This window comes from Microbulbifer maximicatervae (SeqCode) (genome assembly GCF_052467305.1).
The window spans coordinates 821837-835700 of the sequence record NZ_CP174306.1; the positions used below are offsets into that span (position 1 = coordinate 821837).

A 13864-nucleotide genomic window follows, 5' to 3' on the forward strand; every position below is an offset into this window, starting at 1 on the left:
CCGCACGCATTGCCTTGTTAGCCGCACCTTACTCTTTGTGCTTTTAGCGGATATTACCCACGATCTCTCTTATGGCTTGCTTTAAATCTAAGAGATTCGTGTATAGAAAATACTCACCATTGTGAGTAAAGGTCCAACCAATGAAACTAGCATTGATAAAGACTGTTAGCCAGAATATTGTACGGAAAGGCTGTTTAGATGTTTTATGATTGAAAAGTGTTTGGGCAAGGGCTGCTCCAGGCCAGCCACCGAACAAGGAGAATGTGTGTAGTGTATTCTCACTAACACGCCACCTTCCTTTTAGGGCGGCTGATTTATCTCTTCCATAAGCCATAACTGAGATAACAGATAATCCAGCAATCAAATATATCATCTCTATGGGATATCTACTGATAGATACGGCATAGCAGAGGAAACCAGTAAAGCCGAGTGCCAATGTAATGTTAATAATTGAAGAGGGCTTACTCTTCTTTTGATTTAATAGTTTTACATTGACGGCATAAACTCGCCCTTTTGAGTCTTTGGAGGCTTTATACTCAACCTCTTCACCAACTAAAGACGGTGAAAGTCTGAATTTACAATCAGTAGTATGAAAAAAGATATCTTTGCCGTTACCACCTCCAATGAATCCAAAACCCTTGGCTTCATTGCACTTTATAATTTTTCCTTTCATTCGAATTTTACTCATTACAGCTATGGGCGGCTGGAGCGTGGCGTAGGCCGTCCCGCGAAGGGCCAAAGGCCCGTAGCAACCTGCTTGTACTTGTATGGTTGTTCTTGCCTGATTTTGATGCTGAAAATCCTTTTCGCTAACGGGTAAATTGAGACCCACCTTCGGCGGCCGCCGAAGGCCTTGTTTATCACAGTTCGCTGCCTAGCCGGTTCGTAAAAGACCGATAACAAGTATGAACGTGATAAGCACTCACTAGGCATAACTCGAATAGTCATGTGGGCCTCGAGCCCGAATAGCAAGGCGGAGATAGCTTACCTTATGGAACATTAAGAGATCAATGTCGGTATCGATGCCAGCAGTAAACAACTCGATATTTATGTGAGACCTACTGGCCAATTCTTTAGTGTTGCCAATGATAAAAATGGCATCAAGGAGGCCATTAAACAATTACAACCTCTTAAACCTCAAAGAGTATTAATAGAGTCTACAGGAAGACTCGAATTAGAGTTTGTTTGCGCCGCTGACAAAGCAGGATTACCTGTTGTTGTTTGCAACCCTTCACAGATAAGAAGCTTCGCTAAATCCACAGGGCGACTCGCCAAAACTAGACAAGCTAGATGCAATGGATATTGCACATTTTGGTGAGGCCATGAAGCCAAGCCTATCGGAGCTAAAGCCAGAAAAGCTTAGGGAGATCAGTGACTTACTGGCGGTAAGAAGTCAGTGTTTAGAGGTGAGCACAATGCAAAAGAACCGGCTTCAGAGGATGCCAAAATCGGTACACAAACCTATTCAGACCATTCTAAGCACCATCAAGAAAGAGTTACAAGGTATCGACAAGCAACTGGATAAATTGGTTAACAGTGTGTCTGAGTGGCGGCAAAGGCGGGACTTATTGTTGAGCGCTAAAGGGGTTGGAAATGTATTGGCTTATACATTGATGAGTGAACTTCCCGAGCTAGGAAAATTGAACCTTAAAGAAATCGCTGCACTTGTCGGTATCGCCCCGATGAACCGTGATAGCGGCAGCTTCCAGGGAAAGAGATATGTTCGGGGTGGAAGGCATCGTGTACGAACGGTTTTGTTTGTTTCCATCATGTCGGCCATACAGCATCATCCCAAACTAAAGCCGATGTACAAGCGATTAGTCGACGCTGGCAAATCTAAAAAGGTCGCTCTGATTGCCTGTATGAGAAAGCAGATTACGATCTTCAATACTATGGTGAAAAATAACACCTACTGGGTTGAAAGTATGGCTTAATAACTTGACGAGCAACCATAGTCACTTGCATGGCCTATGTAGACCTAAATCCTATCCGCGCTAATATTGTCAAAATGCTTGGAGACTTTGATTACACCTCTATTCAATTGCGTATTCGCTCTGGAATATCATGCATCGATGCCCCTTTGGTGAGTATGGACTTTTATTTCGCCAATTCCCCCCTCTCCCATGATTTACAGATGTCCTATTTGGGGGCTATCTGCTTCTGGATGTACTATTTATCCTATTATTTGTTCTTTAGTAGTGTGGGGCGGTAATTAGAAATTACCGGCTACCCGGTTTAAGTTGCACTACCACTCAGCATTCTGCTTTAAAAGTTTTGTAATGGATTGTGCAATTTCCCATCGTGGAGTATTGCTAGAGTTGGTAAGGAGAATTAACGCATTTTGACTATCAGGATAGGCAAGGATAAGTGATTTATATCCTCTAATGCTACCTGGGTGTCTGGCAATTTTATCATTTGAACTTTTATATACTTGCCACCCTAATCCCATATATATTTCGCCCCAAGAAGTTTTCACTTGAGGCTCCAGCATATCTTTGTATGTTTGCTTGTTCAAAAGAGACGAATTGCCAGTAAGTGTTAATGTAAGCCACATACTTAGATCGTGTATATTTGAAATTAGTCCTTCACTTGGGTTAAATGATAAGTCATAAGGTCTCTGATTTAATTTGTCTATTAATTTTCCCTTATACGTTGGTTCGGCTTCAGAAAAATAAGCATTCTCACCATTAAAGTAACCACTTTTGTTCATTCTTGCAGGTGTCAAAATATTAGCATGTAGGTACTTTTCATAACTCTCCCCAGAAACAGCACTTATGATCGCACCTAAAATATTATAATTGGTGTCGCTATATTCAAAATCCTGACTTTTAATATTTTTTGGTAAAGATTGTTTGACTGTGTTTAAGTATGAACTTATTGTTCTTTGCTTTTCAAAGCTCACCGGTTTTATTGAGTCTTCTAACCCTGAAGAATGAGTAAGTAGCTGCTTAATAGTAATATTGCTTTCTGTAAAGCTAGGCAAATATCGTCCCACTTTTTCATTTAGATCTATCTTGTTATTCTCTACTAATTGCATTGTAGCTTGAGCAGTAAATAGCTTGGAAATTGAAGCTGTACGAAACAATGACTCTGAGTCTGTAGGTTTTTTCTGCTCTTCATCAATAAAGCCGAAACCTTTGATATAAGTTACTTCGCCAGATGTGATTACTGCTACAGACATAGATGGGATATCATTTTTCACCCGAATATTTTCTAGGGTAAGCGTCAGCTCATCATGAACACTTGCTTTATTGGCAAGTACGCTAGAGGAGATGAGCAAAAGTACTATTAAAATTAATTTATACACTAGGCTACCTCGTGAGACTTAACAGATATATAGTAATCATCGTGATCACTATTATCCTGATTACTACTCTGGAATCAATCCGACATCGTGATCAGAAAGCATTACTTAAGTCAAAAAATTATCTAATATTGGGTCGACTGTACCGAATATAAAAATAGTCAATTTGACTATTATCCCAAATAAAGGCTACCTTTGTAACTTGTTGTATTTCATTAATTTTTTTCTGATGAAGCTGTTCTGCAAAAATATTAGTCCTATGACATCCGGTATGGCCTATGTAGACCTAAACCTTAACCGCGCTAATATTGCCAAAACGCCTGAAGACTCTGATTACACCTTATTCAACTGCGTATTCGCTCTGAAATCACCGCTGAGCAACCTAAAAATTTACTGTTGTTAGTGCGATATGAGCGCTTAAATATGCCAAAAAGGTTTACCTTTTCAGCTGGGCCACTATGTGGAGTTGGTGGATTGGAGTGGTCGGCATCTAGATCCCAGAAAGCGCGGCACTATCGCTGAGAATACCCCTCCTATACTTGAACGCCTGCGTATTTCATCTGAGCACTGGCTTTACCTCAATCGAAATTTTAAAAATCGATTTAAAGGTTTGGTGGGGTCGGTTGAAGCAGTACGGAAAGCGTGTGACTTATTGAATAAGTGCTGGGCCCGAGGTGTGCATGATTGCCAGAAGTTTCTCTCTTACCCTTCATCTCAACTAAATTGAATCATTTTTAATCCCGTTGATCGATCCCCGTTCGCCCTGTGTGCTGAAAGCCCTGGACACCAAAAATAGACAAAATACTCTGCACAATTGTGCCTCGATGTTCCTCTGGTGAGCATGGCTTTTTATTTTTCCGATTTCTCCCTCTCCCACATGATTCATGGGCACATGATACATGGGTGTCCTATTTGTGATTATTTCAATACATCATTGACTTTTTAGCATAATGTATGGGATTGCCCATTATTTCTTGTGTGAAGGCCAGATGGAATGTCTGACCTTTTGTTGCTTGCCTATTTAAGTTTCACGCATTCTGATTGCAGAGTGAAAATCTACAATGTTTTTAATTTGCAATATTGGTTGATGCTAGACCAATACCGAAAATCAAAAAAGTAATACCACTTAATCTATCAAATACTTTTCTCCCTAAATCGCTGCTCGATATTTGTGCAACATTCTCGGCAAGAAGGGCATAACCAAAATAAATTGTAAAATGAATCGAAGCACTAATAATGCATAGTATTGCAATTTGTGGTGTGAGCTTTTCTGAATCCGTTATAAATTGAGGTAGTAGTGCAATAATGAAGATAAGTGCTTTTGGGTTTAATGATGTGACTAGAAAAGCCTGCCTAAATATTTTCCAAGGGGATGGCTTAAAAGTAGATTTAACCCCTTTCGCACTCAGCTTGGTCGCAGGGGATGAGAGTATTTTTAAACCCAAATAACAAAGATAGCCGGCACCAATTAATTGAATTGCTATCAATGTGCCTGTGAATGTTGTTAGGGCGATTCCTAGACCGCTGGCACCAATTAAAGTTAATATCTGAAAAGCAAATACATTGCCCAAAACACCAATAGCAGCGATTTTCTTTCCGTAATTGATGCCATTATTAATTGATAGAAGTGCTGATGGGCCGGGAGAGATCAGTAATACAGCAATGATCGCGCAATAGCCAAGAACAAGTTCAATATTCATTTTATATTATTACCACTATGTAATCAGTTTAGGTTCCATAATCTCTGAGGATGCTACCAACGCGAATTCTGAATTTATTGAATAGTTCATGCTTACCTTTACTTTGCGCCAACTGATGCTCTGTATTCATCTTCCATTGAGTAACTGCGGCTTCATCCTCCCAAAATGAAAGCGATAAATATTTATCCTTATTAGATAGACTCTGGAACCTCTCCACTGAAATAAACCCTTCAATCTCAGAAAGCGCTGGTTTTAGTAGCCCAGCAATATCAAAGTAGCTATTTCTACCTTCTGGATTTGGTATGACCTCAAAAATCACTGCTATCATTGTTACCTCTTCGCTTGTTGCATGTAGGTAGACGGCACTGCACGCAAAAACGTACGTTTTTCTTTTAGGATAAATGCCTCCCTTTGAGCGTATTCAAAATTACCCTTACCAAGGGCAGACTGACGCAATCTCACTCTATAAGCTTCATATTGAGCTAATGAATCAAAGCTAATTAATCCATAAGCTGTATCATTAGTGCCTTCGTGAGGTAAAAAGTAGCCCAAGAGTTCACCGCCACATTCAGGGATAATTGTTCCCCACCTATCAGCATATTCTTCAAATTTATCTAGGCTGAATGGATCGATCTGGTATTCAATAAAGCAAGTGATTTTCAATGTTGATCTCCTATGTTTTTTGAAGTCTATTTCTAATTAAAGGATAATACTTCGACGGTGGTCGTAGCGTGGAAGAAGTCCTCTGTGTCAGGATAGCTATCGCTTCTTTAAAATGGAAAAGTAAGTGAGGGGATGGTAAGAGGAGCAGATGCCACGTTACTTAATAGAGCGCAAAGCTTCAGTACTTAAGAAACTACTGCCACCGGATAACCGGTCTATTCCAGAAGTTGCTAGGGAGGAAGGCATTAGTGAAGCCACCTTGTGGAATTGGCGGCATGAAGCCAAAGAAAAGGGGGGCTGTGCCGGGTAGTGGTAAGCAGGGTGAAATTTGTCGGTAGAAGCCAAGTTTGCTCTCGTCGTTGAAACTGCAAGGCTCAGTGAGGCTGAGCTAAGTGACTACTGTCGTAGCAAGGGGTTGTACCCTGAACTGGCACAGGCCTGGATAACAGGCGGACGCTATCTGATGCAGATAGCCGCAAGGGGGAGCAGGAAGAGGCGAAGGGGTTGGAGCGGGATCTCAGGCGCAAGGAGAAAGGGTTAGCTGAGACAGCGGCGCTGCTGGCACTTAGAAAATAGTTGAATGCCCTCAGGGGAGAGGTAGACAGCGGGGACGATTGACCCCGGCCCCAGAGCGGCGTCAACTTATGGGCTGGATCGAAGAAGCTGTGGCAGCCGGTGCCCGTAAAGCCCCAGCTTGTAATTAGGCCGGCATCAGTCTGCGCACTTTACCGCGCTGGAGAGGCGAAGGGACATCAGAGGAAGATTTTCGCCCCAGTGCGCAACGCCCAATGCCGAAAAATAGGCTGGCGGAAGAAGATCGGCAAACTGTCGCCGCTGATGTAGCAGAAGTACCTAACCAAGTTTGGTCGTGGGATATAACTTATCTGTCATCGACAGTTAAGGGGCAATATTACTACTTGTATCTGGTGAGGGATATCTATAGCGGCAAGGGAGTGGCCTGGGAGATGCATGAGTGTGAATCTGGTGAACATACAGCGAAAGGGCCGTACTCCGAGAGCAGTGCTTTACTAGCCCTCCAGTACTGCACTCTGATAGTTGTGTCCCGATTGCGCTGGTACAACCATGAGCATTTGCACAATGGCATCCGCTATGTCACTCCGGCAGACCGACATGCAGGCAAGGATGCAGATCTACTGTTGAATCGCGATTAGGTCTACCTGCTAGGGCGTGAGAGAAATCCGTCACGCTGGTCGGGAAATATAAGGAACTGGAGGCCGGTAGAATCAGTGGCCGTAAGTCCACAGAGAATAGAACCGAAAATTTAGGCCGCTGCATAACAAAGAAAGGCGACAACTATCTTGAAAAATACCGAAAACATGGAACCCAACATTGCATACATAGGAAGTTTAATTGGAGATGTAGCTCGCTCTAAAATGCTCATTGGGTTAATGAGTGGTAAAGCCCTTACTGCAACTGAACTCTCTGTTGTAGCTGACGTCACGCCTCAAACGGCTAGCAGCCACCTTACCAAATTACTTGAAGGGGAATTGCTACAAGTTAGGAAGCAAGGTAGACACAAATACTTCCAGCTCAAGAATAAACAAGTTGCAGATCTGATTGAACAATTGCTAAATCTTAGCCCTCTTGTTTCTGATATTAGTGTTGTTACAGGGCCGTCTAATAATAGATTGAGAAAGTCTCGAATTTGTTACGATCATTTGGCAGGTGAGCTTGGTGTAGAATTATTTGATGCTCTAATTAATAATAGCTGGGTAAAAGAAGTTGACGAGTATGTCGAATTAACGGACAGAGGGCAATCTAGCTTCAGTAGGTTGGGAGTAGATTTTAATTTGTTCAGTAATGGAAAAAGACCTTTGTGCAAATCTTGTTTAGATTGGAGTGAAAGACGGAGTCACCTAGCAGGGCATTTAGGGCAGTGGGTGTTAGAAAGTGCAATAAAGACAGGATGGGCTAAACAGGATCTAGATTCCAGAGCTATTCAATTTACGCCACAGGGGCTAAAAAAGTTTAGAAAACAATATGAATTTTGATCCTATGCATTTACGCGGTTTGCACGACTCACCTCTATTCAACTGCGTATTCGCTCTGCAATCACCGCTGAGCAGCCCAATAGCTTGCTGCCGTTTGTGGGATATGAGCGCTTAAATATGCCAAAAGGTTTACCTTTCAGATGGGCCACTATTTGGAGTTGGTGGATTGGAGTGGTTGGCATCTAGATCCCATAAAGCTTAGGCCCGGACCGAAATTGTGAAAAAGTCAGCTATATTTATGATCGCTACAGTGATTACGGAGCAATCGCGGCATAAAAGTGTCCGAAGTGTTGCTCTATATAAGCCATTTATATCTCCTTACTTGGCTACTGTGTAGCTATAACGCCCGATTCTTAGGCAGGCTAAAGTGGAGTTCAGCGGAGCTTTAGACTGTCCTAAGCAACCGATTGTTAGGCAGTGGTTTCTAACTCAGACTCTATAGCTTCAGAGAACAAAATTTGGCTAATAGATCTACGATCACAATCCTGGATCGATCCCAATGCGTTATTTCTCATAGTTAACATTGGGTTTGTGAAAGCTCTTCTGTGATTGTACCCATTATTATTTCTAATTCGCTTTTGATTTCTACGAGTTGGTTGTTGAACTCTGGATACTGCTGCCAAAAGTTATCAGGCACAACAGCAATATTTGCCAGTAAATCTCCTTTGTACATGTTACCTTCGGCCAATGGGTTTACAGCAAGAATATCAAGAGCAACGGGAACCAGAAACCTTAAACCAATTTTTTGACCAATTAGTATGCGTAGGTTTTCGACCGAAAGTTCCGCTAAAGGAACTGACCATAAACGGCGACATTCAGCGGCTAGACTTGAGCCAAAGTCAGGCCTGCCCCATTTTTCTTTGTGTAGTTCTTCGAGAGATTTTGATAGATCCACGATAATCCTTTAAGGGCCATAACGCCCAAAGCAGCGGCGCGCGTTAGCGCGTCCAGCCCGCAGGGCAATGCTGCCTTTGCTTGGTACGCCCAGCATGGGCGTGAACTAATGGGGTGAAAGTCCTCTGTAGGAGGATCACCGTTTAATGGATTCCATTAAATGCTAACTACTAGCGAATGGCAACTGCAACACCGTGAGGTCTTGTGGAGAGGAAGCCGCTAGCAAAGCTACGAGCTGACGGACAGAAACATCATATAAGGCTTAGCCTGGAGGCGAGGTGGCCAAGAACACCGAAGCCATGTGATCTAACGGGTAAAGTAAATGATGCAGTTGTGTAGTGAAAGTTCACGTTCTTATCTGGGGAGATCTGTTCAACCTGCTGCTGTAAAGCTGTCAGCGTGGCCGCTGACTCATAAGTAGGCCCAGCCCGCTAGCCACCATCGAGGGGGTAAACAAAATTGGTGGAACACAGCGGCGCCTCGGCCAGTAATGGCCAAGGTGATTGAACAGAAGTCAGCCGACGGCATAGTAGCCTAATGCCAAGATTAATACCTTGGATACGGTGAAGGCTTGAACCCAAAATCCACGAGTTAAAAGACAGGGCTAGCCTACCGATGTGTTGCCAGCCGGATATAAAATTGACGTAGCGCACTGCCATGACACTCAACTCAAATGAAAATCTGCTTGAAGTCATCCTCAGCAAAGAAAATCTTAATGCTGCATGGAAACACGTGCGAAGCAACAAAGGTGCAGCAGGCATTGATGGGGTCACCGTTGATGATTTTGTGCAGCACTTCAAGGTAGTTGGGAATGAAATTATCGAAGCCATTCGGCAAGGTCATTACCAGCCGTTGCCTGTTAGACGCGTCTACATTCGCAAGTCAGATGGTGGTCAGCGAGGGCTAGGGATACCTACGATTTTTGATCGTGTTATTCAGCAAGCTATCGCGCAAATCATCAACCCTATTTTCGATGTGACTTTTTCAGAGTTTAGCTATGGCTTCCGGCCAAAGCGATCACAGCATCACGCGGTGAAAAAACTACAAAAGTATATCGAGGGTGGCAAGCGAATAGCGGTGGATGTCGATCTATCCAAGTTCTTCGATCGAGTGAATCATGACTTTCTCATGAGCTTACTCGGCCAAAGAATTAACGATAAGCGTTTACTCAAACTGATCGCAAGCTACTTGCGCGTAGGCTGGGTAGAAGATGGATGTTGGCAAGCGTGTTATGAGGGGGTGCCGCAAGGTGGCCCTTTATCGCCGCTGCTATCCAATATTGTACTCGATCTGCTCGACAAAGAGCTGGAAAAACGCCGACACAATTTCGTCCGCTATGCGGACGATTTCGTGATTGTCGTTTCCTCTAAACGCTCAGGTGAACGGGTTATGGCCAGCATCAAACGCTTTGTTGAGCGCAAGCTTAAACTCAAAGTTAACGATGCTAAAAGCCAAGTAGTCCCCGTTAGCCGGTGTAAGTTTCTGGGGTTTTCTTTCCGTGGAGCAAAGCTTGTCTGGCATGATAAGTCGCTGCGCCAATTTAAATATCACGTCCGTCAGATTACAGGGCGATCCCGTGGTATTTCGATGGAGAAGAGAATGAAAGAGCTTACCGTATTCCTCCGTGGCTGGATTAATTATTTTGGTATAGCACAAGGCTACCAAAAATGTATTGATCTAGACTGCTGGATACGGCGGCGATTAAGAATGAGCTATTGGAAGAATTGGCGTAGGGTAAGAACGAAAGTTCGAAATTTGCTACGCATGGGTGTGAGTGAATCGCTGGCAGTTACCTGCGGCTCGTCTGCTAAAAGTTACTGGCGAAGCGCAAAAACTGAGGGTATTCATATTGCGCTTAATAATGAGTTCTTCGAAGAGATGGGCTTGATCTCATTGCGAGATCGTTGGGTAGAGATTCATTACGGATAGGGAACCGCCCATTGCGGACCCGCACGATGGGTGGTGTGGGGGCCGGTAGTTAGAAACTACCGGCTACCCGATTTAAATGCATAAGTCTTCCAGCACACGGTTTACAAAAATAGTGCTGTTCTTACACATGTTATTAGAAAAATGAATTTCAACCATTACTCTTGGCCATGCGCCGGTTTTCACCCTAAATTGGTAAGCTAGCTCGGCTTCTATTGCTCTTCGTTCTTCAGGTAAATCCAATAACCGATTTACAGAATAATAACGAACTTCAATTTCTTCATCTTTGAACCCTTCTCTGAAATGGTAGGCTAGGTAATTCTTCTTTCCGTTGGCCTTGCGAAGCTGATGATTGAAACCTTTTCTAATCCGATCAAACCCTGACGCACTCTCCCCGAAGCGTATAACCGAACCCTTGTGTAGGAATGCGTAAATACCGTGCTTCTCACATTCCATATTGCTTCGGGAAGGAAGCTTACCTTCCTTTGTAAGTTTGAATGTACTCTCAACTTTATTCATAGAAGCATTTAACAGCTATATAGTAATCATTATGATCACTACTATCCTGGAATCAATCTTACGCCTTGGCTAAAAAATGTTATTCAAATCAAAAGATTATTTGCTTTTATGTCAGTCGTACCAAATGTAAAAATGATCACTTTGACTGCTATCCCCAAAAAAGACTACCTTTGTAACTCGTTGTATTTCATCAAGTTTTTTCCTGATAAAGCTATTCTTCAAAAATAACAGTCAAGATGATCAAAAATATCTCTGTATGCCCATTAATTGTTAGCGACCGTTAGTGCAAATAGGGCTGGAATTGAGCAACAGCTATGGCCTGGGTATTTCAAATGTATAGTGCTGCTGAATAATTTCATGATACTTCTGGCTAACCGGGCGTTTCACAATCAAGACGCGGTTCGATGGAAATGTCTGGACCATTACAACGTCGTGGTGCAGGTTGCTAATAACTCTACAAGCGTCGAAGGCGGTGTCTTGAAGGTTATAGTTGCTGCATTACGGGGCTTGGAAAGGATTAGGTCCATTGCTCTTACTATTTGTAGTTTTCAAGGTCCGCGGCTTTTTAATCCACTTACGAATACCTCCCTGGAATGGTCAAAAGCCTCCGTTTTATCAATTTACTTAAAGAATAATCCTTAGTTGAGATTTATCGGCCGAGGGGCTTTTTGCGTAAGGTATTCAAGAGTATCTAATTGGCTTCCCTCTTTCAGGCCGCGGCTGGCTGACTTATAAGTCTACAGCCCAAAAATGGTCAGTTCCGTTTTTGACTGGTTCCGATACCGTCGAATCCATACACTGGTAGTCAGAAACGAGAGAGACTTATGAAGATTGATGCAGTAGTTTGCTCCAGTGCGCGATTGGCTAGAGACCGTCGCTTTGATGGGCGGTTCTATACCGCAGTGAAAACAACCGGCATTTTCTGCCGCCCGATCTGCCCCGCTCGGCCACCGCTGGAGCGCAATGTCACTTATTTTGAGACTGCGGCGGAGGCGGCCAATGCGGGCTTTAGGCCTTGCCTGCGCTGTCGCCCCGATTCTGCGCCGGGCAGTCCAGCTTGGGGATTGGTTTCGACTACCGTACAGCGCGCTTTAAAACTGATGCGCAGTGAGCGCGAGCCTCAATCTGTGGAGCAACTGGCAGAGCGTCTCGGGGTCAGCAGCCGCTATTTACGCCGTCTGTTCTCTGAACACCTGGGGGTAAGTCCCTTAGCGGTTTGGCAAACCGAGCGGGCACTGTTTGCTTTTCGTTTACTGCGAGATACGGACCTGCCTATTGCTGAAATTGCGTATGAGTCTGGTTTTAACAGTTTGAGACGCTTTAACGGCGTATTCAAACAGATCTACAAACGCACTCCATCCGAGGTGCGCAGGGAGGGACATGCAGTGCGCTCGGAGAAGGCGAGTGCCACACGGGTGCGGTTGTACCTGGATTACCGCCCGCCGTTAGATTGGCAACAACTCCTGGCTTTCTTGGGAGCTCGCGCTTTGACCGGGGTAGAACAGGTGGAGGGGGAGGTCTATTCACGCAGTTTCGAACTGGATGCCTGTCGCGGCGTGATGGAGGTTTCCCACGATCCGGAACGAAATCGCCTGGTGGTGGAAGTTTTTGGTCAGGAAGGTGGGGCAGGGTTATATCTACTGAACCAGCGCCTGCGCCGGTTGTTTGATCTGGATGCGGATATTGAGGAGATCCAGACGGTATTAAATGAAGATCCACTGCTAGCGGATCAGTTGGAGAAGAATCCGGGCCTGCGCTTGCCTGGTGCCTGGGACCCATTCGAATATGCACTGCGGGCGATTCTCGGTCAGCAGATCAGTGTCGCAGCGGCGACCACTATTGCTGGGCGTATCGTGGCCCGCTACGGGGAGTCGTTTGTGGATGATGCAGGCAGAGAGCGGTTTTTATTCCCAACGGCGGAGCGTCTCGCTGAGGCGGACTTTGCCGATCTGGGCTTGACCCGCGCTCGGGTGAAAACCCTACAGGAGTTTGTCGCCGCAACTTTGGATGGTCGTGTGAGTTTTGCCGATCAGTCCCTGGAGGATTGGTGCAGCCAAGCCACGGCATTGCCGGGTATTGGCGATTGGACAGCGCATTATATTGCTATGCGGGGCCTGTCGATGCCGGATGCTTTCCCCGCGTCGGATTTGGGTATTCTGCAAGCCCTGGGCAGTGATGGTGAAAAGGCAAAACCCAAGCAGGCCCTGGAGCGGGCAGAGCAGTGGCGGCCCTGGCGGGCATATGGAGCCATTTTGTTGTGGCAGTCCCTGAAATCTGGAGAGAAAAAATGATTGTCTATGAGAGTTACACCACGGAATTGGGGGATGTTGCCATCGCGGCCTGCGAGCAAGAGGGAGAGGGTCTCTCCCGAGGTATAGTTGCACTCCAGTTTTATGACGATGAACGGCCACTGCGTTTGGGGGCCGGTTGGCAGCGGGGCGCCTCGGAGCTGACGGATTTGGCCGCTCAGCAGTTGCGGGAATATATCGCCGGCCAGCGCAAAAGCTTTGATCTGCCTCTGGCGCCAAAGGGCACTGAATTCCAGCGCCGGGTTTGGGATGCGCTGTTGCAAATTCCCTTTGGCGAAACCCGCAGTTACAGCCAGCAAGCCCAGTGGTTAGATCAGCCACGGGCTATTCGCGCGGTAGCGCGGGCCAATGGTGCGAATCCGATTGCCATCGTTATTCCCTGCCACCGTGTAATCGGAGCCAATGGCAGCCTTACCGGCTACGCCGGCGGCCTGTCTTTGAAAGCGCGCTTGCTCACCCTTGAGGGCGCCAACTTTGTCCAGCAGGGCGAGCTGCTCTAGCTGGTCATATCGGGAAAAGCGCAATCATCTCTCCCTA

At 45.1% G+C, this 13864-nt stretch carries 14 protein-coding genes and 1 pseudogene; 8 read left to right on the forward strand and 7 right to left on the reverse strand.

What is annotated here, in order from left to right; translation table 11 throughout:
• Positions 1-43 precede the first annotated feature (43 nt).
• Positions 44-832, reverse strand: coding sequence for a DUF1294 domain-containing protein (locus ACJJI4_RS03675; RefSeq protein WP_444927101.1), 789 nt, complete (start codon positions 830-832; stop codon positions 44-46).
• A gap of 174 nt (positions 833-1006) precedes the next feature.
• Here ACJJI4_RS03675 and ACJJI4_RS03680 point away from each other — a divergent pair.
• Positions 1007-1934 (forward strand): annotated as a pseudogene (locus ACJJI4_RS03680) (IS110 family RNA-guided transposase).
• Between the two features lie 29 nt (positions 1935-1963).
• Positions 1964-2212: a hypothetical protein gene (locus ACJJI4_RS03685; protein WP_444927102.1), complete on the forward strand. Its 249-nt coding sequence runs from the start codon at positions 1964-1966 to the stop codon at positions 2210-2212.
• A 33-nt stretch (positions 2213-2245) separates the two neighbouring features.
• Here ACJJI4_RS03685 and ACJJI4_RS03690 read toward each other — a convergent pair whose 3' ends face one another.
• The 4 genes from ACJJI4_RS03690 to ACJJI4_RS03705 all read right to left on the reverse strand — a co-directional run bounded on the left by ACJJI4_RS03690 (position 2246) and on the right by ACJJI4_RS03705 (position 5667).
• Positions 2246-3307 (reverse strand): serine hydrolase domain-containing protein, encoded by a 1062-nt coding sequence (locus tag ACJJI4_RS03690; protein ID WP_444927103.1) that lies wholly within the window; start codon positions 3305-3307, stop codon positions 2246-2248.
• A gap of 1064 nt (positions 3308-4371) precedes the next feature.
• Positions 4372-5004, reverse strand: coding sequence for a LysE family translocator (locus ACJJI4_RS03695; protein WP_444927104.1), 633 nt, complete (start codon positions 5002-5004; stop codon positions 4372-4374).
• Between the two features lie 28 nt (positions 5005-5032).
• Positions 5033-5332, reverse strand: coding sequence for an antibiotic biosynthesis monooxygenase family protein (locus ACJJI4_RS03700; protein ID WP_444927105.1), 300 nt, complete (start codon positions 5330-5332; stop codon positions 5033-5035).
• 2 nt (positions 5333-5334) lie between these two features.
• Positions 5335-5667 (reverse strand): NIPSNAP family protein, encoded by a 333-nt coding sequence (locus ACJJI4_RS03705; protein ID WP_444927106.1) that lies wholly within the window; start codon positions 5665-5667, stop codon positions 5335-5337.
• A gap of 148 nt (positions 5668-5815) precedes the next feature.
• Here ACJJI4_RS03705 and ACJJI4_RS03710 point away from each other — a divergent pair, with 148 nt between their 5' ends.
• The 3 genes from ACJJI4_RS03710 to ACJJI4_RS03720 all read left to right on the forward strand — a co-directional run bounded on the left by ACJJI4_RS03710 (position 5816) and on the right by ACJJI4_RS03720 (position 7679).
• Positions 5816-5977, forward strand: coding sequence for a transposase (locus ACJJI4_RS03710; protein ID WP_444927107.1), 162 nt, complete (start codon positions 5816-5818; stop codon positions 5975-5977).
• A gap of 478 nt (positions 5978-6455) precedes the next feature.
• Positions 6456-6839 (forward strand): hypothetical protein, encoded by a 384-nt coding sequence (locus ACJJI4_RS03715; RefSeq protein WP_444927108.1) that lies wholly within the window; start codon positions 6456-6458, stop codon positions 6837-6839.
• 147 nt (positions 6840-6986) lie between these two features.
• Positions 6987-7679 (forward strand): ArsR/SmtB family transcription factor, encoded by a 693-nt coding sequence (locus ACJJI4_RS03720; RefSeq protein ID WP_444927109.1) that lies wholly within the window; start codon positions 6987-6989, stop codon positions 7677-7679.
• A 517-nt stretch (positions 7680-8196) separates the two neighbouring features.
• Here ACJJI4_RS03720 and ACJJI4_RS03725 read toward each other — a convergent pair.
• Complete coding sequence (locus ACJJI4_RS03725) at positions 8197-8574, reverse strand: contact-dependent growth inhibition system immunity protein (protein ID WP_444927110.1); 378 nt, start codon at positions 8572-8574, stop codon at positions 8197-8199.
• Positions 8575-9230: 656 nt separating this feature from the next.
• Here ACJJI4_RS03725 and ltrA point away from each other — a divergent pair.
• The gene (gene ltrA, locus ACJJI4_RS03730) at positions 9231-10502 is read left to right on the forward strand and encodes a group II intron reverse transcriptase/maturase (protein WP_444926033.1); all 1272 of its coding nucleotides are present in this window, start codon (positions 9231-9233) and stop codon (positions 10500-10502) included.
• A 72-nt stretch (positions 10503-10574) separates the two neighbouring features.
• Here the strand turns inward: ltrA and ACJJI4_RS03735 are convergent, their stop codons facing one another.
• The gene (locus ACJJI4_RS03735; RefSeq protein ID WP_444927111.1) at positions 10575-11018 is read right to left on the reverse strand and encodes a hypothetical protein; all 444 of its coding nucleotides are present in this window, start codon (positions 11016-11018) and stop codon (positions 10575-10577) included.
• An 824-nt stretch (positions 11019-11842) separates the two neighbouring features.
• Between ACJJI4_RS03735 and ACJJI4_RS03740 the strand changes: the two genes are divergently transcribed.
• Both ACJJI4_RS03740 and ACJJI4_RS03745 read left to right on the forward strand, forming a co-directional pair.
• Positions 11843-13309 (forward strand): AlkA N-terminal domain-containing protein, encoded by a 1467-nt coding sequence (locus ACJJI4_RS03740; RefSeq protein ID WP_444927112.1) that lies wholly within the window; start codon positions 11843-11845, stop codon positions 13307-13309.
• The gene (locus ACJJI4_RS03745) at positions 13306-13827 is read left to right on the forward strand and encodes a methylated-DNA--[protein]-cysteine S-methyltransferase (RefSeq protein WP_444916473.1); all 522 of its coding nucleotides are present in this window, start codon (positions 13306-13308) and stop codon (positions 13825-13827) included. The genes ACJJI4_RS03740 and ACJJI4_RS03745 overlap by 4 nt, the downstream gene beginning before the upstream one ends.
• The last annotated feature ends 37 nt before the right edge of the window (positions 13828-13864 follow it).